A 25,483-nucleotide genomic window follows, 5' to 3' on the forward strand; every position below is an offset into this window, starting at 1 on the left:
TCTCTCTGGAGTTTTCACACACATTGTCCCAGTAAGGACAAGCGTGCAAAACTCCTTTTCCTTTTTCATTCATTAAATTTGCCTCTTGTATTTTCACATTCTTTAAAAAGATTTATTAAAAAACAATTTAAACACATTCCCATATCAGAAAAAATCAGGTATGATAAAAGAAAACCGAGATAACATTTCTATTAGCTTTCAAAAATAGTGAAAACAAAAAGGGGGACCCAAAATACATGAACACAGAACCACTTGAGAATCAAACAAATCTTAACGATACCGATATCCGGCTAAAGAAGCAATTTGATTTTATTCAGGAGATCGACAAGGAGAAATTTATCGGAAGACAAACTTACCTTTCCGACGGTATTCGAAAGGAAAACGATGCCGAGCATGCGTGGCACCTGGCTTTGATGACAATCCTGCTGGGGGAATATTCCAACGAACCTATTGACGTCCTGAAAACTGTCACTATGGTTTTGATCCACGATATCGTGGAAATTGACGCCGGCGACACCTATGCCTATGATGAAGAAGGGAAAAAGACGCAAAAAGAACGGGAAGAACGAGCCGCCGAAAGACTGTTCCATCTTCTTCCAGAGGATCAGGCCCTGAAACTGTGTGGGTTGTGGGAAGAATTTGAAGCCTGCTCCACGCCCGAAGCCCGTTTTGCACATACCATGGACAATGTGCAGCCCGCCATGCTGAATGCTGCAACAGACGGCAAAGCCTGGGCAGAGAGATCTGTAAGGCTGGGGCAGATCCTGGAAAGGAACAAAAACACCGCTCTGGGCTCGGAACTTCTCTGGGAATATGCAAAGAAGAATTTTATTGATCCGCATGTGGAGAAGGGACATATCATAAACCAATAAAAGATTATGTAGCAATCAAGGAACAAACGATTATATGTGTTTGCTTCTTGATTGCCAAACCACCTAAAGAATCAGAAAAAAATCGCAACCTTTTTTAGGAAAATACTTGCAAAAATAAATATCTTATGGTAATATAATTCTTGGTCACTGTGAAAGCAAGGTGGCTGATGACGCGGCTCCTTGGTCAAGCGGTTAAGACATCGCCCTTTCACGGCGGTAACACGGGTTCGATTCCCGTAGGAGTCATTTAGATAACGTGGACCTTTAGCTCAGCTGGTTAGAGCAATCGGCTCATAACCGATCGGTCCCGGGTTCGAGTCCCTGAAGGTCCACTCTAAAAACATAATATTTGGCCCGATGGCTCAGTTGGTTAGAGCGCCGCCCTGTCACGGCGGAGGTCGTGGGTTCGAGTCCCATTCGGGTCGTTGACATTTTGCATTTGATGAGAGTATTTCAAGTTTAGTGCAAAAGTCCATCTTTGAACTTTGTGAAAAGATGTTTTTTAACTTAATAAGGGATCATAGCTCAGCTGGGAGAGCATCTGCCTTACAAGCAGAGGGTCATAGGTTCGAGCCCTATTGGTCCCATTTATGCCGCAGTGGCGGAACTGGCAGACGCCCGGGACTTAAAATCCCGTGGGTAGTGATACCCGTACCGGTTCGATTCCGGTCTGCGGCATTTGGTTTAAGTGCTTCAAACCCTTGTAAATAGAAGGGCACTGAAAAAGTCTGATTCTAAAAAAGAATTGGGCTTTTTTAATGTATCCATTATAATAGAATCATGAGGAAGGAGGTTCTGCCATGTTGAAAGACCATTCACAGTTGAAACTTTCATTATCACCCTATCAGGGGATTTATGATGCAATCATTCCAGCAAATCATCTTTTGCGTAGAATTAAAGAAAATATAGATTTTAGTTTTGTAAATCCAATGCTCCGTAAACAGTATTGTGAAAATTTCGGGCGGCCGGCGAAAGAACCGGAGATGATGTTTAAACTGCTTTTTCTGAAAAAGCTGTACGATCTGTCCGATGAAACCCTGATCAGTAGTGCTCAGACAGACATGGCATATAAATTTTTTCTGGATCTGGAACCAGAAGAAAAAATGATAGATCCCAGTCTTCTGACGAAATTCAGAAAGACCCGCATCACGGAAGATATTCTGAAGGAAATGCTGAAAGAAACAATCCAGCAGGCTCTGGACAAAGGTCTAATCAAATCGGGAACGATTATCGTGGATTCTACCCACACAACTGCATCCGTCCGAGCGAAATCCCCCACACAAATCCTGAGGGATATGAGTAAACAACTTCGGAAAGAGATTTATAAAAATGCTTTTGAATTATCAGAAAGATTTCCAGAGAAACCATCTTTGGAAGCAGGATTGGACGAAGAGATCGCCTATACGAAGGAACTGCTCCAGGTTCTGGAGGAAGGGATAGAAACCTGTGGAAATCAAAAGATACAGAAAATCTCTAAAGAGATGAAAGAACTGCTTGAGAACGAACAGATCAGAGAGATCCGTTCCAAAGATGATAAAGATGCACGGTTTGGGCACAAAACGGCGACCAGTACGTTTTATGGGTATAAGAATCATCTCGCAATGACAGAAGGCCGTCTGATTGCTGGGATAAGTGTAACAGATGGAGGAGCACCGGATGGTCAGGAATTGCCGAAACTGATAGAAAAAGCACAGAAAAATGGAATAAAAGTAACAGAAGTTATCGGAGATATGGCATATGTCAGTGATGATAATCTGGAAGTATGCGGAAAAGAGATTGCACTGATTGCCCGAACGAATACAGCTGTAGCGGCGGCTGCAAACGGAAACCTTGCGGAGGGGTTCTGTTTCAATAAAGATGCAGGGTTGCTGCAATGTCCTGCCGGAGAGCTTTCCATGCGAGTGGAAAAGAGAGCTGCCAAAAACGGGAACACCTATTTAAGATATATATTTAGCAAAGTTAAGTGCCGGAAATGCCCACAAAGAGAAAACTGCCGTGTAGGAAAATCAAACTCAAAAGAACGAAGTTACAGTATCACGCAGGCAAGCGCGAAAAACATGGAAAGGCTTAAATTTGAAGAAAGTGAATACTTCCAAGAGAGAATGAAAATCCGGCATAGGATAGAAGAAAAGAATGGAGAATTAAAAGAAGCCCACGGTTTGCGCAGAGCAGATTCAAGAGGGTTATTTGCTATGCATGTTCAAATGTATTTTACCGCATTTACAGCAAATGTAAAAAGGATAGTAAGATTACAGGAATTGGCTATGGCTTAAACCATAGCATTATTCTGTAATCTTATCGAAAAAGAACTGAAAATCACGAAAAATTGTCATAAAAGAAAAACTCCCACTTAAAAAATGGAAGTTTTTCAGTGCCCTTGTAAATAGAGGGCTTGAAGCACTTTTCATTTTGTATAAAAAGTTGTACGGTTATAAAAGAAAGTTGACAATATGGCATATATGCCATATACTATGTAATATAAAGGAAGAAAGGATAAAATGCATGCCTAAATTTACAGTGGAATTTTATGAAGATACGCATGGGAATAAACCAATTGAAGACTTTCTTTTATCGTTAAATATGAAAATGCGCGCAAAGTTATTGGGGATTTTAAAAATTCTGGAAGAAAAGGGTAATCAATTAAGAGAACCATATAGTAAACATCTTGAGGATGGGATTTTTGAAGTTCGAGCAAAAGCGGGAACGGATATAACACGAGTATTATATTTTTTCTATTATGATGGAAAGATAATCCTAACAAACGGTTTTGTTAAGAAGACACAAAAAACGCCTGTAAAGGAAATCTAATTAGCTAAAAAACGAAGAAATGAATATATTGGAAGGAGTCAAATCAGATGAAAACATTGAATGAATTTATAAATCAGCAAATGGAGAACCCTGAATTTAAAAAAGAATACGAAGCGTTACAACCTGAAATGGATGTAATCAGAGCAATTGTAGATGCCAGGGTTTCTCAAAATTTGACGCAGAAAGAACTGGCAGAAAGAACTGGGATAAATCAGGCGGATATCAGCAAATTGGAAAACGGAACAAGAAATCCTTCTTTAAACTTATTGAAACGGTTAGCAGAAGGAATGGGAATGGTTTTGAAAATTGAATTTGTACCTAAGGCAAAACTATAATAGTTGTACAAATCTTGTACAACTATCAGCAGAGGTGGCACAATCCCACTTTCTATGCGGTTTGTGAGAATCCGCAGAAGTTCGATTCCGGTCTGCGACATTTGGCTTAAGCGCTTCAAACCCTTGTAAATAGAAGGGCTTGAGGCACTTTTTATTTTGTTTAAAAAGTTGTACAGCCTTGAACACCTTTGAACATCCAGTCTTTTCACTATAACCTTTACTACTCTCCCACCTTAAAACAAGCCTATAACAAAATCTCCGGAAACTCAACCTTTCCATCTATGCCAGGCAACTAAAAAAGCTACCATGCCGAATCTCACAAAAACCGGCATGATAGCTTTCATCTATTCTTTTATTTACTCTCCTCCCGGGCCATCACGTCTTGGGACATCGTCCGGTTTTACATTCTTCGTATTCGTTGTATTTGACTGCTTTTCCCCTGTCACCGCATCGCATTTCGCCGAAAAACGTCCGGGATTCGTGCGTGCAGGAAATTTAGGTTCATGATCCGATTCATTTTTGTTGAAATTCATATCCGTCTTCTACCTCCCTGTTTTCAGATAGTATCTACCTTTAACAGGAAAAATATTCATCTTTCATCAAATAAATTTGTGCCAGGCGCTGACCAGAGCTTTAATCAGTTCATCAACACGTTCTCTCGTCTCCGGATTCAGTTGTTCGATCTGCCTGAGCATTAAACGGATATTTCTAAGACCTCCATCCTGAAGTTCTGTGAGTGTAGAGGCTCCTGTCACCTCCATCACGGAAAAGAAATCACTGATGAGTGCATTTCTCTCCTCTTCTTCCAAATTATGCAGCCAGTTATCCAATGTTTCATTAAACAGTGCCGCTCGTTTATTTAGTGCTTTCTTATATATGAAATCAGGGCCCAATACTTGCCATGTGAATCCGTCATGCTGCCTTACCCCAGTCTGAGAACTGGCTATATATCTGGGTTCCACCGCATGATCCAGAAGCATGCCGATAATCGAACCTTCCGGTATCAGCCTTTCCACACGAGACTTCATACGAAGAAAGCCTTCCTGCTCCAGAAAATTATCGGCAAATCCGGGGCCATCATTATCATACACCTTCAAAATCTTCTCCTGGACCTTTGTTTTACACATAGCCGCAGCATATACGGCAAGGTTCCCGCCTTTAGAATGTCCGCCAATCCTTAATTGCCCCCGGCTAAGTTCTCCGAAATGGTCCAGATAAATAACCGCAGCTTCTTCCGATAAAATGACTCCTTTACTAAGGTTGAAATCTTCTTTCCAGCCCACGATCGTGTCATCGGTTCCTCTGTATGCAATGTAAGAAGTGCCATCAGAGAGACAAATCTCCAATGCTGCAAATTGCAGTTCTTTCTCCTCATCAATGCGATTCACAAAATTTTTGACGACCGCATCCCTATAACGCACTGTCTTAGCCATCTCTTTTATGATCTCCGGAGCTCTGCGGAGAAATGACCTGTCTTTTTTCAACTCTTCCGGACTATATTTTTGAAAAAATATGTCTGACAGTTCCTCTATCGGTATACCTTCTTCTCCCTCGCCTGGAGCAATCCCATCTAAATTAACATAAGATAACTGTGACAAAATCAAGTTATCGACATTATTAAACGGAGACTGCGCAAAAGTCAAATCGCCTCTCCATCTGAGATAGTCAATGATATTTCCCACCACTTCTGCCTCCTTTTTGAAATCTTTTAGTTAACAGCCGAATGCTCTATCTTAACAGGTACTCTTAGGGATACTGTGCAAAGAGAATAAAATAGCTCAAAACAGAGTTTACACAATTCCACTACATAACTCTAATTTTTACTAACAAGTTGCTTCAAATATACAATTACGTGACTGCTCTGTCAAGCACAATCTTCTTCCTGTTCACGTGCACGGCCTTGTGGGCTTGCCGGCACTCTTCGACAATAGAAAAAGCTTCAAATGCATGTGCATGCGGCACATTTTTCCCTTTTTTTAAGTTCCTTCTGCACAATGACTTTTTCTCTCAACTTGATAAGCTAATATTAAGGGAATATTCCAAAAACACAAATAACAAAGAGAAAAAGAAGGAGGGAATTTTCTTATGTCAACCGCAAACACAGACAAAATGTCAAAACTCTCACCAAAACAGTGGCTTCTAATCATCGGTGTCGCCTGTAGTTTTGCCGGCACGGTAGGTATCGGATACTTCTTTACCTACTATTATCAATTGGGCCTGGAAGCCTTTGGTTTCAATGATTCCCAATTAGGCGCGATCATCAGTATCTTCAGCTCCTGTGCAGTAGTCTGCTATCTGATCGGCGGTCCGTTGGCCGACAAAGTACCTTCACACCTGCTGATCCATATCAGTAATCTGGGCTGTTCTGTTCTCGGCATCGCCGTTTGTATGATTCCTGATTACAGCACTATGAGAATGATTTATCTCGGTCTTGGTATCGTAGGCGTTTTATTTACCGCTGGTTCCTGGATGAAAGTTCTGGTCCGCATCGGTACAAGGGAACAGGAAGGCCGTGTATTCGGCTATTACTATATGTTGATCGGTGCCGTTTCTATTTCTACCGGTTTGATCTCCTCTGCAGTAATCGCAGCTACCACGGCTGTGACCGGGCTCCGGGTTATGATGGCTCTCTACATCGTAATGTGTATTGCTTCCAGCCTGATCCTGCACTTCGGTGACAAGGAAAACCGTAAGACCATAGGCGACAAGGCCAACACTTTCAATATCAAGATGATTCCGAAAGTCATCAGCAATCCCATGATGATCTGTCTGCTCATTACCGGCATGGGTCTCACCATGTGTACCGAGGCCACTTCCTACGTTCAGCCTTTGATGAGCACCTATTTCCTGGTACCGACTGCCGTGATTGCCTTTATCGTCACATTCTGTAACCAGGGCATGCGTGTAATCTGTGCACCGCTGGCTGGCCGCCTTACAGATAAATTACACACTGCCACCATCTCTGTACAAGTCGCGTACCTTTGCTTCATCGGTGGACTATTATTACTTTTCTTCTCACCGTGGGGACCGTCCACCGCATTTATCGTAGTCATCGTGATTGTCCTGCTGCGTGCTGCCTTTGGTATTGCCCAGCCTTCCCGGAACTCTATGATCTCCGAGAGTCGTATTCCCAGAGTGACACGTGGTACCGCAGTAGGTATTTTCTCAGCCGTCATGACGATACCGGATACCTTCATGTACATACTTGGCGCCAAGATCCTTGAAAAAGGCGGTTCCACCGTAGGAGCCTACAAAAACCTGATCATCATGTTCATCGGTGCAGCCTTAGCTATGAATGTATTCCTCTGGATCTTCATGGCACTGCTGAAGAAACAAAAGGCCAAAGAAGCCGTTGAGGGCGTCAACCCCGATCTGGAGACAATGTAGACCATAATACTTCCTCTATGGATATGAAAAAATGGAGTCGATCTGACTTCATTTTTTCATATCTTCTCACAACTTCTTACGGGATGCCCTTTGGATATAGATAATGAAACACATTGTAGACACTGATGGCAATAATAATCAATATCAATATCATGAACAATTTATCTATAATCTTATTTTCAATCTTCGCGTTAATCTTACTGCCCACAATTCCCCCTAATACCCCACATAAAATCATAAGCCCAAGAATTTCCTTTCTGAACTCCGGAACACTTTTCCCAAGCAATGTACTTCCAAGACTGGCTATCTGTGAGAACATGATAATATATAAGGAGTATATAGCCGCCTGTTTTGTTTCCAATGAAAAAAAATAAAACAAGACAATCAGATTGATGGGCCCTCCACCAATTCCCAGAAATGAAGACATCATTCCTAAAAGAATCCCTATGACAAATGTAATGATTCGATTATCGATATGCTTTGTTCGAATCCATTGCTTAAATACCGTATAGACAAAAGTCGCAAACGTGATGACCGCCAACACTCCCGCCTGCACCGCTCCTATTTTATTTACGGATGAAAAACATCCTGACAGAACCTGAAATGCGGACTTTCCCGCTATTCCGCCTATTACGCTCCCTGTCGCCAATACAGTAGCAAAACGCTTGTTAAACGCTGTTTTCTCTTCCCTTTTAAAGTTCTTGTACATGGACATGGCCGACATGGAAAGTACTGTACAGCCTGACAGAAAAGAAACCGTATCAACAGCCATGATACCCGTTGCATCCAAAACTGGTTTTATAATGACTCCCCCGCCAATTCCACAAATGGAACCGATCACGGAGGAAAAGAAACAGACCGCAGTGATAATGACATATATGTAAACCATGACAATTCCTCGCATTTCTCATTAATTTTCTCCTGAAAAGGATTTGTTTTTCCGAAAGAATCTCTTGAATTTGTCAATATGCCATGCTATCATTACATATGAAATCAGGAGGAAAGACATGGATATACCCATTAAGCTCAATCATACCAGTCCAACCCCGTTATACTACCAATTACGCCAGCAGATTCGTAACTACATACTGGACGAGACCTGGCCGTATGGCACAGAGATTCCATCTGAGCTAAAGCTGTCCAAAGAACTAAAGCTCAGCCGGGCAACGATAAAACAGGCATATGATGGATTGGTAAACGAAGGACTAATTACAAGAAAACAAGGCAAAGGGACTTTTGTAAGCTACCGCCAATCTGAATTTGATATTATACAAGAACCTAACTTCTATCAACGTATGGATACATTAGGTGCAAAACAGAACTCCAAAATAATTGAGAGCGGTTATATTCCCGCAGACCCTTACATTGCCTCAAAACTTAATATCGCACAGGGAACAGAAATCTGCTATTTTAAGAGAGTCCGTTATATTGATAACATTCCGAGCATTATCCAAACAGTGTATATACGGAAAGACTATTCCGCCAATTTAATCGAAAAGGATTTGGCGTCTATTTCCTTTCATCGCTATTTGGAAGAGAATGCAAACATCTCTCTCAACTGTTTTGATATGAAGATCAATGCCATCACCCTGGATGCACATGAACGAGACTTATTAGAGTCTAAACGCAGTATCCCAGGTTTTCGTTTTCACACGGTTTACTGGTATAATGATATTCCCATCGTTTACAATGAACGGGTATTCCGCGGTGACAATCTGCATCTTGCGCTTCATTTCAATTTTACACGCGATAATTCTTCTATCCCTAAGATCAATTCTTTCGGTGTCTGTAAAGATGAAACATAAAATTGTTCTGCCCAAGAGGTGTCAGTCCCCTTGGGCAGTGTTTTAAAATGAGGGTTAACTATACATTGGCAGTTTGATGCAGACCAATGCACACAAAATGGCAAGCACTACCGCAATTACATTTACTAAAGCACCCTTCTTCAGCATATATGAGGGTTCTACACCTGCGTCAACAGGAATAGCCCTTGTGGCACTCGGGAGCAAATAGGCAAGGTTTCCTCCCACGGCTGCCATATACAGATAAGGAATGGGATTTTGATTCAATGCAGTCATAACGCTGACAACCAGCGGGCAAGCGATTGCACATGCAGAGTTATTGCTCGATATATTGGCAAGTACCGAAGCCATAACAATGAAAATCACGCACAGTAGTGCAGCATTGGTAATACCGGAATTTGCGACAAAATCTGCGACCATGTTGGATGCTCCAGAGGTTGTGATCACTTTCCCAAGTGCAAGACCACCTGCCAATGTATAGAACAGCCCCCAGGAAATCTTAGGTTGGGCATATTTCCAGGTGATCAGCTTTCCATTGCATTCCCCCGGCACACAAAACGCAATAATGGCAAATACAATAAATACATAGGAAGATCCGAGAGAAGGAATCAAGCCCATCCAAAGCTGTCTGGTAAAGGCCATGACAACCGGTATTACAAAAAGAGTAAGGCTGATTGCCTCTGAACGGTTCATTTTACCGAGCTTATTATATTCGGCAACAAAATATTCTTTCGCGCCCGGAAGCATTTTCGTCTCCGATTTCATGGTGAGCATATAGAGGACATTACCAATCGTAATCACGATCAAGATTGGAATCATCAGTTTAACCCACGTCGTATACATATACTCCATTCCGGTCAGTTCCTCAATATAACCAATAACGACCAGATTCATACCCCCTCCCAGAGGAGAACCAAAGCCTCCGATTCCGGATCCCCAGGCAATGGCAAGCAGGATATTTGCCGCACTCAAATGTTCTCCTGGATTTTCTTTTTTTACAGCCTTCAGCATGGCAAGCGCGATGGGAGTCAGCGTTGCGCCTACTACAACATTAGGCAGGAAAATGCTCATCACTGTGGAAGCAATAAACCAAACCGCCAACTGCGATTTTATAGATGGCCCCACCAAAGATAACGCTCTCAAGGCAATTCTGCGGTTCAGTCCGGTTGTCTCCCAAGTCAGAGTTAAAATATTTGCCCCCAAAAGAAGCACTACCAGATCAGAGAAATACTGGGGAATAATATCGCCTACTGCAACAATCCCAAACACCGCGCAAATAAGGATTGGAAGCAGTGAAGTCACGGCCACCCCTACGGGAAGGGTAATCCACCATGCCGCCATCCAAAGAAATAATCCCAATGCGCCGCGAACAGCATAGGGCATAACCGACTCTGGCACAAGCAATAGCACTAACAGAAATAATATAGGTCCAGATAACAATTTCATGACAGTTGATTTGTTCATATTTTCTCATTCCTTTCTTATTATTGGATTACAATCTGTGTCTCTACAGGGGTTTGCAAAGCACGAAGTGCTTTACCTACAATTTCCTCTCTCAATTTCTGCTCTGCTTCGTGGGATAAATCTGGAGCTCCGACCGGATGTGGGATAGCCACCGCCTTCACAATCCGTGTAGTTCCCACTGTCTCTGCAATCGGAAGAATGGTGCATATCTGCGCAGCAGGTATTCCCGCCCGTTCAATTTCTTTTGCTAACATTGCGCCGCAACGTGTACTTGTACCTCATGTAGAAGTCAGGATTACAGCATCCACTTTATCCTCTTTCAGCAGCTCAGCAATCTCACTCCCAAACTTCATAGAATTTACCAGACTTGTCCCATTACCGGTAGTGGAATATATCTTTTCATATACGCTTTCTACTACACCTTTCTTTTCCAGATTACGCATAATATCCAGCGGCACGATAATATTAGGATTCTTATTTGCCAAGCTTGTGTCAAAACCACCATGTACGGAATAAAAATCATCCGGAGACAATTCATCCATCCCTGCAATATCCAATGTGAGAAACTTGCTCGCTCTTGCAGATTCCAGGTGCTGTGTATTGTTCTTATCTGTCAATCCCGCATCTGTCACGAGAGCGATCTTTGCCTTTTGCAGATTCGAAAGAGGCTTGGCCGGCCGAACTGACTCGAACGCCGGCATCTGCATCTCTGTCACATACTTCTCTCCTTTCACTTTTGCAAGCAACATTTCGACAGCTCTCTGTGCACCTGTTTTTTCCACAAAAACGTTGCGTTTAAATCCTTTGCAAAAATAGCGATCTTTCTCCGGATCTGGAAATTCTCTCCCATCCATCACTTTCATGAGCAATCTCGCCATATCCAAAACAGCTGCGCGCATTCCCACGGCAGAATTCTTTGTCTGCACAATATAGCAAGATTTGCGGTAAATCTCGACGCCAGGATTCTCTTGATACATTCCGGTAACAGCAGGTATATTCAGCTTCTCCTGAACACTTTTACATACTGCCCCGCAATTCGCCCCATACCGCCCGGCGTTAAATGCCGGACCTGCAAGAACCGCATCTGCCTTATAATCTCGGATGATTCCTATGATCTCCTCAAGAGTCTGTTCAAGATTGTCCGACATAAAATTGTCCCCGCATATGATAGTGGCGACAATCACATAATCGTCCCTCAGTACAGAAGCAAATGCCATGCCAGGTCCTACGACCCCTTCTTTTACGATCAATGGAATCTCTGCCTTTTCTTCACCTCCTATCTGTGCAAAAAACTGATTGATAAAATGTACAACTCTCCTTTTCTCCTTCACCTTATCACCTCTTTTCTCAATATACTTCCGTAGTCATGGCAGTCGCCCCTAATTGATTTGTTGACGTATACATAATACCGAGCGGTGTCGTAAGTTCATTGTGCGCGTCTTTCGTTTGCTGAATGAATGCCGGATAACCAATCACAGTCTCTGCCTTAGGAAGACGGATCACCTCATCATTATTTCCAGTAGACACGACAGCATCTGCTCTGTTAGAATTAGCTACCAAAGGGGGAAGCTCGCCCTTTGTGCCGGCAATTTCATTAGAAAGTAACACCGTCTTGATTCCCTTCTCTTCACAGGCATCACAGGTTGTCATCAAATCCACATCTGCATGGCCTCCGCCCTCCTGAGTCACAAGAATCCCATCCATACAAAGTTCCTTCGCAATTTCAGCAATTTTTTTTGCATTCTCCTGTTTTTGTTCAAGGGAACTGCTCTCTGTTGAAATAATGACTCCCTGGAACAGAAGACTCTTTCCGTGAAGCGAAAATAATTCATCAATAACTGGATTCCGTTGATGAAGATAAGTTGGGTTTTTCTGGCAGGCAATAATGTAATTTCCACTTACAATCGCTCCATCCAGGATTTTTTGTGGCTCCACCAGCCTTGGCTGCATCTGGACACAATTCTCACCCATATAATGTACATTTCGTAACGGACCCTGTGCTTGTATGAAATATGCATATCCAATCTTTGGAAGTCCTTCCATCTCTGACTGATTATCATATATGAATTCACGCCCGTCTGTTTCTTCTGCAAGAATACTCCCAATATAAACCGCCGCTTGAACATTCATCTGTATAAGATCTTTTGCCAATATTTCTTTGGAAACCTTCTCCTTTAGCAATTTAATCACTATGACCAAATGTATATTTTTTGAAAAAACAGAATAATTGGCTCCCGGCAAAAACAAATCAATAATGCCTTCTTGGATACCCGGATAGCAAAAGCTTTGCGTAATGCACAAATTTGCCGCCTGATGAGTCGTTCCCATACCACACCCAGTTGATGAATTGCTGATCCACCCCGGAAAATTTCCTTCACTTTCTTTATAAGATGGCCTAATAATATCCGTGACATGTATAATTCTCTTACATTCACCTGGTTTTGCTATCGCAAATTCAATATCATAGTCATAAGACACCTGAGAAGTTAAAGCCACCTTACATTCCTGTGGATTTATTGATAATATTCCTTCTTTGTAACCCGATTTTTCAGCCAAAATAACTGATTTAATTTCGTGCTCGATTATTTTTAGTAGCACCGCTTCTTCTCCTTCCATGTTTTCTATTTTACCTGTCTACCGTTTGTTTGGTTGTCCGGTCAACCTGTTCTTTTATTGCATAATACCATATATTTATAAGTAATGCAAACACTTTTTGGTGCTTTATCACATATTTTAATTTTTATTACACTTAAGGTATTTCTGTGATGATTTATTCCACATTAGAAACTCTTAGAAAAAGTCTATAAATTTGCTGAAACTTGTTTTAGATCGCGCCTATTGTACACATAACAAAAAGCCCGTAAATATTGAACTTACGGACTTTCCTAACTCCCCGAGTTGGGTTCGAACCAACGACCCTTCGGTTAACAGCCGAATGCTCTACCGCTGAGCTATCGAGGATTACTTATTTTATTATAACCACTTGCTCTCTTTTTTACAAGTGGTTTTTTCCTTTTTTATTTCATGTACCTTCAAAACAGCATACAAAGAATCTTCTTCCATCCATTAACCTATCCTACCTCTTGGTTATGCCCTCGACCGATTAGTAACAGTCAGCTACGTACATTGCTGCACTTCCACCTCTGTCCTATCTACCTTGTCGTCTTCAAGGGGTCTTACAACTTGCGTTGGGATATCTCATCTTGAGGGGGGCTTCACGCTTAGATGCCTTCAGCGTTTATCCCTTCCTGACTTGGCTACTCTGCCATGCTCTTGGCAGAACAACAGATACACCAGCGGTCAGTCCAGCCCGGTCCTCTCGTACTAAGGCCAGCTCCTCTCAAATATCCTACGCCCACGCCGGATAGGGACCGAACTGTCTCACGACGTTCTGAACCCAGCTCGCGTACCGCTTTAATGGGCGAACAGCCCAACCCTTGGGACCTACTTCAGCCCCAGGATGCGATGAGCCGACATCGAGGTGCCAAACCACTCCGTCGATGTGAACTCTTGGGAGTGATAAGCCTGTTATCCCCAGGGTAGCTTTTATCCGTTGAGCGATGGCAATCCCACTTTATACCACCGGATCACTAAGTCCTACTTTCGTACCTGCTCCACCCGTCGGTGTCGCAGTCAAGCTCCCTTCTGCCTTTGCACTCTTCGAATGGTTTCCAACCATTCTGAGGGAACCTTTGAGCGCCTCCGATACCCTTTCGGAGGCGACCGCCCCAGTCAAACTCCCCACCTGACATTGTCCCCCAGCCGGATCACGGCTGCTGGTTAGAAATCCAATACTGCAAGGGTGGTATCCCAACAGCGGCTCCATGGCAACTGGCGTCACCACTTCTTAGCCTCCCACCTATCCTGTACATACAATATCGAATCCCAGTATCAAGCTGGAGTAAAGCTCCATGGGGTCTTTCCGTCCTGGCGCAGGTAACCAGCATCTTCACTGGTACTTCAATTTCACCGGGTGCATTGTTGAGACAGTGCCCAAATCATTACGCCTTTCGTGCGGGTCGGAACTTACCCGACAAGGAATTTCGCTACCTTAGGACCGTTATAGTTACGGCCGCCGTTTACTGGGGCTTAAGTTCAAAGCTTCGCCTTTCGACTAACCTCTCCCCTTAACCTTCCAGCACCGGGCAGGCGTCAGCCCATATACTTCACCTTACGGTTTTGCATAGACCTGTGTTTTTGCTAAACAGTTGCTTGGGCCAATTCTCTGCGGCCTGTCGCCAGGCACTCCTTCTCCCGAAGTTACGGAGTCATTTTGCCGAGTTCCTTAACAATGCTTCTCCCGTCGGCCTTAGGATTCTCTCCTCACCTACCTGTGTCGGTTTACGGTACGGGTGCAGTATGAACGATAGCGGCTTTTCTTGGCAGCTGGCTCACACACTTCCCTACTTATAGTTCGGTACGCTTAACGTCTTCGGATTGCATGGCGGATTTGCCAACCACGCTCCTACCTCGCTTGCCCCGGGATTCCATTCCCGGTAGTGCTCTCCCTCTGCGTCCCCACAGTTCTGTCATACTGCAGTACAGGAATCTCAACCTGTTGTCCATCGGCTACGTCTCTCGACCTCGCCTTAGGTCCCGACTTACCCAGAGCAGATCAGCTTTACTCTGGAAACCTTGGGTATTCGGCCGGAAGGATTCCCACCTTCCTCTCGCTACTCATTCCGGCATTCTCTCTTCTTAGAGATCCACAGCTCCTTCCGGTACTGCTTCGTCTCTCTAAGAATGCTCCTCTACCAATCTACTTTGTAGATTCCTGAGCTTCGGTAGTGTGTTTCAGCCCCGGACATTTTCGGCGCAGGACCTCTCGACCAGTGAGCTATTACGCACTCTTTTAATGTATGGCTGCTTCTAAGCCAACATCCTGGTTGTCTTTGAAATCCCACATCCTTTTCCACTTAACACACATTTTGGGACCTTAGCTGCAGGTCTGGGCTCTTTCCCTTTTGACTGCCCAACTTATCTCGTGCAGTCTGACTCCCATGAATCATCTTACTGGCATTCGGAGTTTGATATCCTTTGGTAAGCTTTGACGCCCCCGCGGGAATTCAGTGCTCTACCTCCAAAAGACTCTCATGAGGCTAGCCCTAAAGCTATTTCGAGGAGAACCAGCTATCTCCGGGTTCGATTGGAATTTCTCCCCTATCCACACCTCATCCCCACCCTTTTCAACGGATGTGGGTTCGGACCTCCATTGCCTTTTACGGCAACTTCATCCTGGACATGGATAGATCACCCGGTTTCGGGTCTACTCCGACTGACTTCACGCCCTCTTAAGACTTGGTTTCCCTTCGGCTCCGCACCTTGAGTGCTTAACCTCGCCAGCCAGCGTAACTCGCCGGACCGTTCTACAAAAAGTACGCGGTTCATCATATATAGATGTTCCACAGCTTGTAAACACAGGGTTTCAGGTTCTCTTTCACTCCCCTCCCGGGGTCCTTTTCACCTTTCCTTCACAGTACTATGCGCTATCGGTCACTAAGGAGTATTTAGCCTTACGGGGTGGTCCCCGCGTCTTCCTACAAGGTTTCACGTGTCTCGTAGTACTCTGGATACCGCCATGCTGGTTCATCTTTCGCTTACGGGGCTTTCACCCTCTTTGGCTGGCTTTCCCAAAACCATTCTGCTAAACTCACCAGATCATTTATGCGGTCCGAACCCCGTGGTGCACGCACCACGGTTTGGGCTCTTTCCATTTCGCTCGCCGCTACTTTGGAAATCGATGTTTCTTTCTCTTCCTCCGGCTACTTAGATGTTTCAGTTCACCGGGTTCCCCTCCATACGTTATGGATTGGCGTATGGATACTGGAGGTCTGCTCCAGTGGGTTTCCCCATTCAGATATCTCCGGATCGTCGGATATTTGCTCCTCCCCGAAGCTTTTCGCAGCTTATCACGTCTTTCATCGGCTCTTAGTGCCAAGGCATCCACCCTGCGCTCTTTCTAGCATAACCAAACGCTTCCTCTCACGGGAATGAGAGTCGGCTACACATACTAGCGTGTATGTGTTGGCATTCAGGTTTGTTTTTTTACTTCGTTGTCTCGAAGTGTCAGTTAATTGTTATCCTTAAGAACAACAATCACCTCGGATGTCTTTCTCTTCTATTTGAGAATTGATTTATCTTTGTATGCAGTTTTCAAGGTACATAGTTGATGTAACAAAGATTTAAGTTACATCTGTTAGATAATAAAGAGCTTGTTTGTTGAATGATTTAGTCCGCAGCCGAGACTTAGGAACAAGTTCCTCAGTCACGGATATTCTTCGAATATCCTTCTGCCTTCAGCCATGATCCTTCGCTCAAGCGAGCTTGGCTCAGGCTTCTGTCTTCAGGCATCGTCTGCTCTCTTCATTATCTGCGTGGAGAATACGAGATTCGAACTCGTGACCTCCTGCTTGCAAGGCAGGCGCTCTCCCAACTGAGCTAATCCCCCGTATGGGTATGTATTAAAAATATAGATTTTTTAATAATGGGCTTAAGTGGGCCTTGCCTCCTCAGACTCACACTTACCTAAATGAATCTGATTCGTCGGCTCTCTTAAAACAGTGGGCTTAAGTGGACTCGAACCACCGACCTCACGCTTATCAGGCGTGCGCTCTAACCGGCTGAGCTATAAGCCCTTTCTTTCTGAATCTGGCGGCCACCTGCTCTCCCACACCATCTCCAGTGCAGTACCATCGGCCGCTTAGGTCTTAACCATCGTGTTCGGGATGGGAACGGGTGTGTCCCCTAAGCGCATCGCCACCAGATATATTCTGTCAATCAACACCGTGAGTGCCGGCTCTCATCTAGCTCAATTCCGCTCCGCTCCATTTCGCTAGATTCAATCCTTCTTATGCATCTTAGCTGCCATGTGCGCTCCTGAAAGCAAGCTTTCGTCGCACCCCTGCCAGCTAATCTGCGCACTCACTCCTTGATGACTAAATAATAAACAACAACACTTACTTCTTCTTCCTTAGAAAGGAGGTGATCCAGCCGCACCTTCCGATACGGCTACCTTGTTACGACTTCACCCCAGTTATCGGTCCCACCTTCGGCAGCTCCCTCCTTTATGGTTGGGTCACTGACTTCGGGCGTTACCAACTCCCATGGTGTGACGGGCGGTGTGTACAAGACCCGGGAACGTATTCACCGCGACATGCTGATTCGCGATTACTAGCGATTCCAGCTTCATGTAGTCGAGTTGCAGACTACAATCCGAACTGAGACGTTATTTTTGAGATTTGCTTGGCCTCGCGGCTTCGCTTCCCTTTGTTTACGCCATTGTAGCACGTGTGTAGCCCTGGTCATAAGGGGCATGATGATTTGACGTCATCCCCACCTTCCTCCAGGTTATCCCTGGCAGTCTCTCTAGAGTGCCCGGCCTTACCGCTGGCTACTAAAGATAAGGGTTGCGCTCGTTGCGGGACTTAACCCAACATCTCACGACACGAGCTGACGACAACCATGCACCACCTGTCTCCAGTGTCCCGAAGGAAAGCAGACATTACTCTGCCGGCACCGGGATGTCAAGACCAGGTAAGGTTCTTCGCGTTGCTTCGAATTAAACCACATGCTCCACCGCTTGTGCGGGTCCCCGTCAATTCCTTTGAGTTTCATTCTTGCGAACGTACTCCCCAGGTGGACTACTTATTGCGTTGGCTGCGGCACCGAATAGCTCTGCTACCCGACACCTAGTAGTCATCGTTTACGGCGTGGACTACCAGGGTATCTAATCCTGTTTGCTCCCCACGCTTTCGAGCCTCAACGTCAGTCATCGTCCAGCAAGCCGCCTTCGCCACTGGTGTTCCTCCCAATATCTACGCATTTCACCGCTACACTGGGAATTCCACTTGCCTCTCCGACACTCTAGCTGTATAGTTTCCAAAGCAGTCCGGGAGTTGAGCCCCCGCCTTTCACTTCAGACTTACACAGCCGTCTACGCTCCCTTTACACCCAGTAAATCCGGATAACGCTTGCACCATACGTATTACCGCGGCTGCTGGCACGTATTTAGCCGGTGCTTCTTAGTCAGGTACCGTCATTTTCTTCCCTGCTGATAGAGCTTTACATACCGAAATACTTCTTCGCTCACGCGGCGTCGCTGCATCAGGGTTTCCCCCATTGTGCAATATTCCCCACTGCTGCCTCCCGTAGGAGTTTGGGCCGTGTCTCAGTCCCAATGTGGCCGTTCACCCTCTCAGGCCGGCTACTGATCGTCGCCTTGGTAGGCCGTTACCCCACCAACAAGCTAATCAGACGCGGGTCCATCTCATACCACCGGAGTTTTTCCCACTGAGCCATGCGGCTCCGTGGTCTTATGCGGTATTAGCAGTCATTTCTAACTGTTATCCCCCTGTATGAGGCAGGTTACCCACGCGTTACTCACCCGTCCGCCACTCAGTCACAAAAGCTTTCATCCGAAGAATCCGTCTTAAGTGCTTCGTTCGACTTGCATGTGTTAGGCACGCCGCCAGCGTTCATCCTGAGCCAGGATCAAACTCTCGTTAAAAGTGTTTGTATCCAGTTCAGAATCACTGCTTGGCAATTCTGTTCCTGTTTACTGTTCTTAGGTTTCGAATCTTGTCGATTCAACGTTCTTGAAAAATCTCTTTAAAGAATTTTCAGGGTTGTTGTCTATTATTTAATTATCAAAGTTCTCTGTATTAATTGCTTGTCTCTTGCGAGTCAGCTTAGACATCATAGCATTTTCATTTTCAAATGTCAAGCACTTTTTTTGATTTTTTTTGACATTTTTCAAACTGCAATATTCAATGATATATTACCTGCTCTATACCGTTTCAGGCTTACAAGAGAACGGAGAAAGAGGGATTTGAACCCTCGCGCCGCTATTAACGACCTACTCCCTTTCCAGGGGAGCCCCTTCGGCCAGCTTGGGTATTTCTCCAAAACGTCCGTTATTTAATATACACGATAACAAGAGGTTTGTCTAGTCCTTTTTTACTTTTTTTAATTTTTTTATTTTTCTTATCTGCGAAACACAATTCTACCGGGAAGCAAAATTGAAAACGTCTATGATTTCTTGTATAATATTTCTTGTATAATTAAGAAAGAAATTTTTACTGAGAAATCGGGATTTCAGAAAGAAGGCGTTTTGATGAAAAAACATTCTATAATTATAGGCATAATTATATTGGTTATCACTTCATTATTATTTTATTTTCAACCATTGAAATTATCAAATCTTGTAAGTAAAAATAGTGACATCTTAGTAACGCGGGTTGAACTGGGTATTCAAAACGGCGAGGCTTACAATAATTCTTCAACTTATAATGACCTAACTGATGAGCAAAAAAATAGTATTACAAATTTACTTCAGAGCTATTCTTACAGAAGAACATTTGGCACAACCTTGTCAGATGGCTCCTTGTCAGGAATAGGCGACGAAATGATTCATATTTTTATATATGAGGGAAGTACATTTGTTCATAATATCAGCATTTCAACAACCGGAAGCATTTCCGTTGATGATAAAACCTACACAATGAAAAGTGCGGCTCAGTTAATTGACAAAATTGTAGAAATAATTGACAATTAAAGTTAGTTTGAATAAATAATGTAAAACTTACAGTTTATCGCCGCATCAGGTGATAAGTCTTCAGACGTTAAGCAAATATGATTACTACAAAAGAAGTAGAATGTGCTATACTAGAAATGCCGAGATGAAGGTCCACCGGACCTTCACTTAGGTATGCTTGGCAACTAAAATTGAAGGAGGGCAGATAAATCATGGATCTTTTGTTAAAAGTCCAGGCCTATTTTGCCAGTAATCTGACAGAATATCTATCTTGTCTTCGGGCACACCTGGGAATCAGTCTTCTGGCTCTTCTTGTTGCCGTATGCATCGGAATACCGTTTGGATACATGTGCAGCAAGAACAAAAGACTGGGCTACTGGATCACAGGAACGACGCAGGTCCTTCGAATCATTCCGAGTCTTGCGGTACTGATTCTGCTGATCCCGGTCATGGGAACGGGCGTGAAGCCGGCGATGACCGCTCTGGTGCTCCTTGCTCTTCCGCCAATCTTGATGAATACAGCAACCGGATTTGATGAAGTGCCCAAATCTGTGCTGGAGACCGCGGTCGGTCTGGGAATGACCGAGAAGCAGGTCTTTTGGAAAGTCCGGGTTCCTCTGGCTGTACCAATCATTCTGGCGGGAGTAAAGACGGCGATGATCGAAATTATAGCCAGCGCGACGATTGCTTCCAAGATAGGCGCCGGCGGATTAGGAGATATCATTCTCACAGGACTAAGCCTGAACCGGACGGACCTGCTGCTGGTGGGAGGCATTTCCGTGGCCTTGATGGCGTTATTGACGGGGATTGTATTTGAATACCTGGAGAAAATAATTTTAAAATACAAATATGTATAAGAGGAGAAAACAATGAAGAACAGCTTAAAAAAAGTGATAGCAGTTTTATTATGTATTGCAATGGCAGGAACATTGGCCGCATGTGGCAACAAGAAAAAGTCTGAAAAAGATACCGTCATCCATGTAGGCTCTAAGGATTTTACAGAAGGGCTGCTCGTATCAGAGATCTATGCCTTAGCGTTAGAGGATGCGGGCTATGAAGTAGACCGGGTATTTGACATCGCAGGGTCTGTCGTTCACACGGCACTCATTAACGATGAAATCGACCTCTATCCGGAATATACCGGGACCGGACTTCTGACGATTCTCGGAATGGATATGATCACGGACCCGGAAGAAGTGTACAATACCGTAAAAGAAGAATATGAGAAGCAGTTTCAGGTAACCTGGCTTGACTACTCTCAGGCAAATGACGGGCAGGGTCTTGCGATTCGAACCGCAGTGGCAGAAGAATTAGGTATCAAGACCATTTCCGATCTGCAAAAGCATGCGTCAGAGCTCCGTTTCGCATCTCAGGGAGATTTCGACGAACGGGAAGACAGCCTGCCGGCATTAGAGAAGCTGTACGGACCGTTTGACTGGAAATCCAGCAAGGTATACGATGGCGGCCTGAAATACGATGTCCTGCGCAACGATGAAGCTGATGTGACACCGGCTTACACAACCGATGGCCAGCTCGCCAATAAGGATGAGTTTACTTTGCTGGAAGATGATAAAGGGGTGTGGCCTCCTTATAACCTGGCGCCGGTCGTTCGTGATGAAGTGCTGAAAGCAAATCCGGATATTGCGGATGTGCTGAACACGATCAGTGCGACACTTGACACAGGCAAGCTGACAGAATTAAATGCAAAAGTTGATGTGGACAAAGAGGAATATGAAGATGTTGCAAAAGAATTCTATGAATCAATCAAATAAGATAGCAATCGAGTTTCAGACTGTCAGTAAGGCATTTAAGGGCGCGGACAATCCCGCTGTAAATGATGTTTCATTTTCAGTCAGAGAAGGGGAATTCATCACAATACTGGGCTCCTCCGGCTGTGGCAAGACTACGCTCCTTAAGATGACCAACCGCCTGTACGAACCGGATAAAGGGAACATTTTACTATTCGGCCAAAATATCGCGGACGTTGATCCCGTGAAACTGCGCCGGAAGATCGGTTATGTAATCCAGCAGGTGGGACTCTTTCCACATATGACCATAGAGGAAAATATAGCCGTTGTCCCAAAACTTATGCAGTGGGAAAAAGGAAGGACAAACGCACGCGTTGACGAATTGCTCCAAATGGTGGGGCTTGAACCGGGAAAATATCGCAAACGCTACCCCTCTCAGCTTTCGGGAGGCCAGCAGCAGCGGGTCGGGCTGGCGCGCGCTCTGGCAGGAGACCCGCAGCTCATGCTTCTGGACGAGCCGTTTGGGGCGTTGGATGCGATCACGCGGACCGGGCTGCAGAATGAGCTGCAGAATCTGCATCAAAAGATGGGGAAGACATTCTTATTCGTAACACATGACATCAACGAAGCGTTGAAATTAGGAAATCGTGTTATCATCATGAGCGAAGGCTGTATCCGGCAATATGGTACTCCGGAGGAAATCGTGAGACACCCGGCTGATCCGTTCGTGGAGACACTGATTTCTTCGGCACGCAGTCAGGAGAAATTGTGGGACAACCTGCTTGGGGAGGAATAGAGATGTGGGAATATCTGATAAAACATTATGACGATCTGCTGGAAGCACTCCTTGAGCATCTTCAGATCGTGGTGATCACCCTATTTTTCTCGCTGCTTCTCGCAGCCGTACTGACGATTGTTTCTGTATACCTGAAAAAGCTGGGCGAAGTACTGATCCAGCTATCGGGGATCTTATATTCCGTTCCCAGCCTGGCGCTTTTTGCACTGTTGATTCCCGTGACGGGGCTTGGCATGACAACAGCGGTCATCGTGCTGACAGGATACAACCAGTATCTTCTGCTTCGAAACTTTCTGACCGGACTTGCCGAAGTGGATCCGGCAATAACGGAGGCCGCGACCGGGCTTGGCATGAATACGCTTCAGATACTGGTACGAGTTCAGATCCCGCTGGCAAAACGAGCGCTGTTCACAGGGATAAAACTTGCGGTCGTATCGACGATCGGAATTGCAACGATTGCCGCAATGATCAACGCGGGTGGTCTGGGCAGTATATTGTTTGATGGCCTTCGCACAATGAATGTAAACAAAATCGTCTGGGGCAGTCTGTTGTCTGCAGGGCTTGCGCTGGGAATCAACGCATGTTTCAGCGCAGCAGAAAAAAGATTAAATGTAAAAAATTAGGTATTGACTCGCGGAACATTATGTGATACAATCTTAATTGCTCTGAACGAGTAATTGAATAATGTAGATGGAGAGGTATCGAAGTGGTCATAACGAGGCGGTCTTGAAAACCGTTTGTCCGAGAGGGCGCGTGGGTTCGAATCCCACCCTCTCCGTTAAAAAATCCGAAACATTAAGTTTCGGATTTTTTGTTGCTGATTATACTCAATGGCATACTTGAAAAAACTATTTATAAAATACTACTTGCAAACAACTCCCCTATTTTCAAATCCTCCGGCGTCGTGATCTTGATATTTTCATAAGACCCCCGCACCAATTTCACGGCATGCCCCGCCATCATCTCCACGACCATGGCATCGTCCGTCACTTTACTTTCACCCGCTTTCATCAGATCTTCATAAGCCTTTTTTACCAATGCCTTTTCAAACACCTGAGGCGTCTGGATCAGCCAGAGTCTGCTTCTGTCCGGCGTATCCGACACATACTCGCTGTCGTCGGCAATTTTAATGGTGTCTTTGACAGGCATCCCCACCACACAGGCTTTTTCAAGCTTCACCTGTTCATAGACTCTTTCGATGATTTCCACGCTCACAAAGGGCCTCGCTCCATCATGGATAAACACATAGCCGTCTTCCTCCATCGCCTGAAGTCCATTATGAACAGAATGATAGCGTTCTGCTCCGCCGGGAATAATCTTCTTCACCTTTGTGAAACCGTACTTGTCTACAATATTTTCCTGACAGTACGCCTCTTCTCCTTCTCCGGTGACCAGAATGATCTCATCTATGACCGCCGACTCCTGAAATGTTCTCAGCGAATAATAAAGAACCGGCCTGCCCGCCATCTCAAGATATTGTTTATGAACCTTTGTCCCCATGCGGCTGCCTTTTCCCGCAGCCAGCACGATTGCTGTACATGTTTCTTTTCTCATTTGATCCCTGTCACTTTCCTTAACGCTCTCCAAGTTTCAGGTTCGGCACTGCGTTCAGATCCCAGCCGTGCCGCGTCCCCGCCATATATTCATAATAGGCCGCCACACCGATCATTGCCGCGTTATCCGTGCAGAAAATCGGAGAGGGATAATAGAATTCGATTCCATTTTGCGCACATGCATCCTTCATGGCTGAGCGCAGACTGCTGTTTGACGCGACGCCCCCTGCTATGGCAAATTTCTTCAGCCCATATTCATTTACCGCATGCATGGCGTTGCCGACCAGCACATCCATCACGGCTTTCTGGAAAGAAGCCGCAATATCTGCCCTGTTATACTTGATTCCTTTCATAGAACAGCCGTTAATATAATTCAGCACGGCAGATTTCACGCCACTGAAACTGAAATCATACGGGTTGTCCTCAATATGTGCCCGCGGAAACGGGATCGCGTCAGGATTTCCTTCTTTGGAAAGCTTATCGATCTTCGGGCCACCGGGATATCCCAATCCGATTGCCCGAGCCACTTTGTCAAATGCTTCCCCGGCAGCATCGTCCCTGGTGCGCCCGAGTATCTCATAAGTACCGTAATCCCTGACATATACCAGGTGCGTATGTCCGCCCGATACCACCAGGCACAAAAACGGCGGTTCCAGCTCTTTATTTTCAATATAGTTCGCGGAAATGTGGCCCTCTATATGGTGCACTCCTACCAGGGGAAGCCCTTTGGCATAGGCTATGGCTTTTGCTTCCGCCACGCCTACCAAAAGTGCGCCGACAAGCCCCGGGCCATAAGTAACCCCGATCGCATCAAGTTCGTCCAGCGTGACGCTGGCAACATCCAGCGCCTCCTGAATCACCTGGTTAATCTTTTCGATATGCTTACGAGATGCGATCTCCGGCACAACACCTCCGTATAATTTGTGCAGATCAATCTGGGAGGAAATCACATTTGACAGGACCTCCCGTCCATTTTTCACCACTGCGGCGGCTGTCTCGTCGCAGGAGCTTTCTATTGCAAGAATTAAAATATCTTTTTTCTCTGTTTCCATATTCTGCCGCTTCTTTCTATACTGTACTGAATTATATTCCTTCCCCAAAATATGCGAACTGCCCGCCCAAGGCTCTCGCAGCTGCAAACCACTCGCCAAAATTCTTGCAACCACAAACTGCTCGCCCGAGGCTT

The 25,483-nt window shown here is 44.9% G+C and carries 19 protein-coding genes, 10 tRNA genes and 3 rRNA genes; 17 read left to right on the forward strand and 15 right to left on the reverse strand.

All coding sequences use genetic code 11. The features are described 5' to 3' along the window. Positions 1-236 precede the first annotated feature (236 nt). The 9 genes from ABXS75_17400 to ABXS75_17440 all read left to right on the forward strand — a co-directional run bounded on the left by ABXS75_17400 (position 237) and on the right by ABXS75_17440 (position 4,015). Positions 237-872: an HD domain-containing protein gene (locus ABXS75_17400; protein XCP84798.1), complete on the forward strand. Its 636-nt coding sequence runs from the start codon at positions 237-239 to the stop codon at positions 870-872. Between the two features lie 174 nt (positions 873-1,046). Continuing rightward, positions 1,047-1,118 (forward strand) — tRNA-Glu (locus tag ABXS75_17405). 12 nt (positions 1,119-1,130) lie between these two features. Beyond that, positions 1,131-1,204, forward strand: a tRNA-Ile gene (locus tag ABXS75_17410). 19 nt (positions 1,205-1,223) lie between these two features. Further along, positions 1,224-1,297, forward strand: a tRNA-Asp gene (locus ABXS75_17415). Between the two features lie 89 nt (positions 1,298-1,386). Next, positions 1,387-1,459, forward strand: a tRNA-Val gene (locus ABXS75_17420). 5 nt (positions 1,460-1,464) lie between these two features. Then, positions 1,465-1,550, forward strand: a tRNA-Leu gene (locus tag ABXS75_17425). Between the two features lie 122 nt (positions 1,551-1,672). Next, complete coding sequence (locus tag ABXS75_17430; protein ID XCP84799.1) at positions 1,673-3,145, forward strand: IS1182 family transposase; 1,473 nt, start codon at positions 1,673-1,675, stop codon at positions 3,143-3,145. A 229-nt stretch (positions 3,146-3,374) separates the two neighbouring features. After that, positions 3,375-3,680, forward strand: a complete 306-nt coding sequence (locus ABXS75_17435) for a type II toxin-antitoxin system RelE/ParE family toxin (GenBank protein XCP84800.1) — start codon at positions 3,375-3,377, stop codon at positions 3,678-3,680. 47 nt (positions 3,681-3,727) lie between these two features. Next, on the forward strand, positions 3,728-4,015 hold the full coding sequence (locus tag ABXS75_17440) for a helix-turn-helix transcriptional regulator (GenBank protein XCP84801.1): 288 nt from the start codon (positions 3,728-3,730) through the stop codon (positions 4,013-4,015). 356 nt (positions 4,016-4,371) lie between these two features. Here ABXS75_17440 and ABXS75_17445 read toward each other — a convergent pair whose 3' ends face one another. Together ABXS75_17445 and ABXS75_17450 are read right to left on the reverse strand one after the other, a co-directional pair. After that, positions 4,372-4,548, reverse strand: a complete 177-nt coding sequence (locus ABXS75_17445; protein ID XCP84802.1) for a hypothetical protein — start codon at positions 4,546-4,548, stop codon at positions 4,372-4,374. A 66-nt stretch (positions 4,549-4,614) separates the two neighbouring features. Next, entirely contained in the window at positions 4,615-5,697 is a 1,083-nt protein-coding gene (locus ABXS75_17450) for a DUF2974 domain-containing protein (GenBank protein XCP84803.1), read from the reverse strand. 403 nt (positions 5,698-6,100) lie between these two features. On the opposite strand from ABXS75_17450, the gene ABXS75_17455 reads away from it, so the two are divergent. Continuing rightward, positions 6,101-7,402, forward strand: a complete 1,302-nt coding sequence (locus ABXS75_17455) for an MFS transporter (protein ID XCP84804.1) — start codon at positions 6,101-6,103, stop codon at positions 7,400-7,402. A gap of 76 nt (positions 7,403-7,478) precedes the next feature. Here the strand turns inward: ABXS75_17455 and ABXS75_17460 are convergent, their stop codons facing one another. Then, positions 7,479-8,291 (reverse strand): sulfite exporter TauE/SafE family protein, encoded by an 813-nt coding sequence (locus tag ABXS75_17460; GenBank protein ID XCP84805.1) that lies wholly within the window; start codon positions 8,289-8,291, stop codon positions 7,479-7,481. 118 nt (positions 8,292-8,409) lie between these two features. Here ABXS75_17460 and ABXS75_17465 point away from each other — a divergent pair, with 118 nt between their 5' ends. Continuing rightward, positions 8,410-9,207 carry a GntR family transcriptional regulator gene (locus tag ABXS75_17465; GenBank protein ID XCP84806.1) on the forward strand — a complete coding sequence of 266 codons (798 nt, stop codon included), beginning with the start codon at positions 8,410-8,412 and terminating at the stop codon, positions 9,205-9,207. Positions 9,208-9,261: 54 nt separating this feature from the next. On the opposite strand, the gene ABXS75_17470 is transcribed toward ABXS75_17465, so the two are convergent. From ABXS75_17470 to ABXS75_17515, 10 genes are all read right to left on the reverse strand, one after another. Continuing rightward, entirely contained in the window at positions 9,262-10,668 is a 1,407-nt protein-coding gene (locus ABXS75_17470; protein XCP84807.1) for an SLC13 family permease, read from the reverse strand. 20 nt (positions 10,669-10,688) lie between these two features. Then, complete coding sequence (locus ABXS75_17475; protein XCP84808.1) at positions 10,689-11,999, reverse strand: glycine/betaine/sarcosine/D-proline family reductase selenoprotein B; 1,311 nt, start codon at positions 11,997-11,999, stop codon at positions 10,689-10,691. A gap of 16 nt (positions 12,000-12,015) precedes the next feature. Continuing rightward, positions 12,016-13,266, reverse strand: coding sequence for a glycine/sarcosine/betaine reductase component B subunit (locus ABXS75_17480; protein XCP84809.1), 1,251 nt, complete (start codon positions 13,264-13,266; stop codon positions 12,016-12,018). Positions 13,267-13,557: 291 nt separating this feature from the next. Next, positions 13,558-13,629, reverse strand: a tRNA-Asn gene (locus ABXS75_17485). 122 nt (positions 13,630-13,751) lie between these two features. After that, positions 13,752-16,638 (reverse strand): 23S ribosomal RNA (locus ABXS75_17490). Positions 16,639-17,043: 405 nt separating this feature from the next. Then, a tRNA-Ala gene (locus tag ABXS75_17495) sits at positions 17,044-17,116 on the reverse strand. A 113-nt stretch (positions 17,117-17,229) separates the two neighbouring features. After that, positions 17,230-17,303 (reverse strand) — tRNA-Ile (locus ABXS75_17500). A gap of 11 nt (positions 17,304-17,314) precedes the next feature. Then, positions 17,315-17,432 (reverse strand): 5S ribosomal RNA (gene rrf, locus ABXS75_17505). A gap of 210 nt (positions 17,433-17,642) precedes the next feature. Further along, positions 17,643-19,174 (reverse strand): 16S ribosomal RNA (locus ABXS75_17510). Together the 16S, 23S and 5S rRNA genes with 4 tRNA genes alongside form the textbook arrangement of a ribosomal RNA operon. A gap of 306 nt (positions 19,175-19,480) precedes the next feature. Next, positions 19,481-19,570: transfer RNA gene (locus ABXS75_17515), tRNA-Ser, on the reverse strand. Between the two features lie 210 nt (positions 19,571-19,780). On the opposite strand from ABXS75_17515, the gene ABXS75_17520 reads away from it, so the two are divergent. From ABXS75_17520 to ABXS75_17545, 6 genes are all read left to right on the forward strand, one after another. After that, complete coding sequence (locus ABXS75_17520) at positions 19,781-20,221, forward strand: hypothetical protein (protein ID XCP84810.1); 441 nt, start codon at positions 19,781-19,783, stop codon at positions 20,219-20,221. 191 nt (positions 20,222-20,412) lie between these two features. Then, positions 20,413-21,057, forward strand: coding sequence for an ABC transporter permease (locus ABXS75_17525; protein ID XCP84811.1), 645 nt, complete (start codon positions 20,413-20,415; stop codon positions 21,055-21,057). A 12-nt stretch (positions 21,058-21,069) separates the two neighbouring features. Then, positions 21,070-21,972, forward strand: coding sequence for a glycine betaine ABC transporter substrate-binding protein (locus tag ABXS75_17530; GenBank protein XCP84812.1), 903 nt, complete (start codon positions 21,070-21,072; stop codon positions 21,970-21,972). Then, complete coding sequence (locus ABXS75_17535) at positions 21,938-22,744, forward strand: ABC transporter ATP-binding protein (protein XCP84813.1); 807 nt, start codon at positions 21,938-21,940, stop codon at positions 22,742-22,744. Before ABXS75_17530 ends, ABXS75_17535 begins: the two co-directional genes overlap by 35 nt. A gap of 2 nt (positions 22,745-22,746) precedes the next feature. Then, positions 22,747-23,367 carry an ABC transporter permease gene (locus ABXS75_17540; GenBank protein XCP84814.1) on the forward strand — a complete coding sequence of 207 codons (621 nt, stop codon included), beginning with the start codon at positions 22,747-22,749 and terminating at the stop codon, positions 23,365-23,367. A gap of 69 nt (positions 23,368-23,436) precedes the next feature. Beyond that, positions 23,437-23,522, forward strand: a tRNA-Ser gene (locus ABXS75_17545). A gap of 74 nt (positions 23,523-23,596) precedes the next feature. On the opposite strand, the gene ispD is transcribed toward ABXS75_17545, so the two are convergent. Together ispD and tsaD are read right to left on the reverse strand one after the other, a co-directional pair. Then, complete coding sequence (gene ispD / locus ABXS75_17550) at positions 23,597-24,298, reverse strand: 2-C-methyl-D-erythritol 4-phosphate cytidylyltransferase (protein XCP84815.1); 702 nt, start codon at positions 24,296-24,298, stop codon at positions 23,597-23,599. Between the two features lie 19 nt (positions 24,299-24,317). Next, positions 24,318-25,349: a tRNA (adenosine(37)-N6)-threonylcarbamoyltransferase complex transferase subunit TsaD gene (tsaD, locus tag ABXS75_17555; GenBank protein ID XCP84816.1), complete on the reverse strand. Its 1,032-nt coding sequence runs from the start codon at positions 25,347-25,349 to the stop codon at positions 24,318-24,320. Positions 25,350-25,483 lie beyond the last annotated feature (134 nt).

This window comes from Roseburia hominis (genome assembly GCA_040702975.1).
GTDB lineage: Bacteria > Bacillota > Clostridia > Lachnospirales > Lachnospiraceae > Allocoprococcus > Allocoprococcus hominis_A.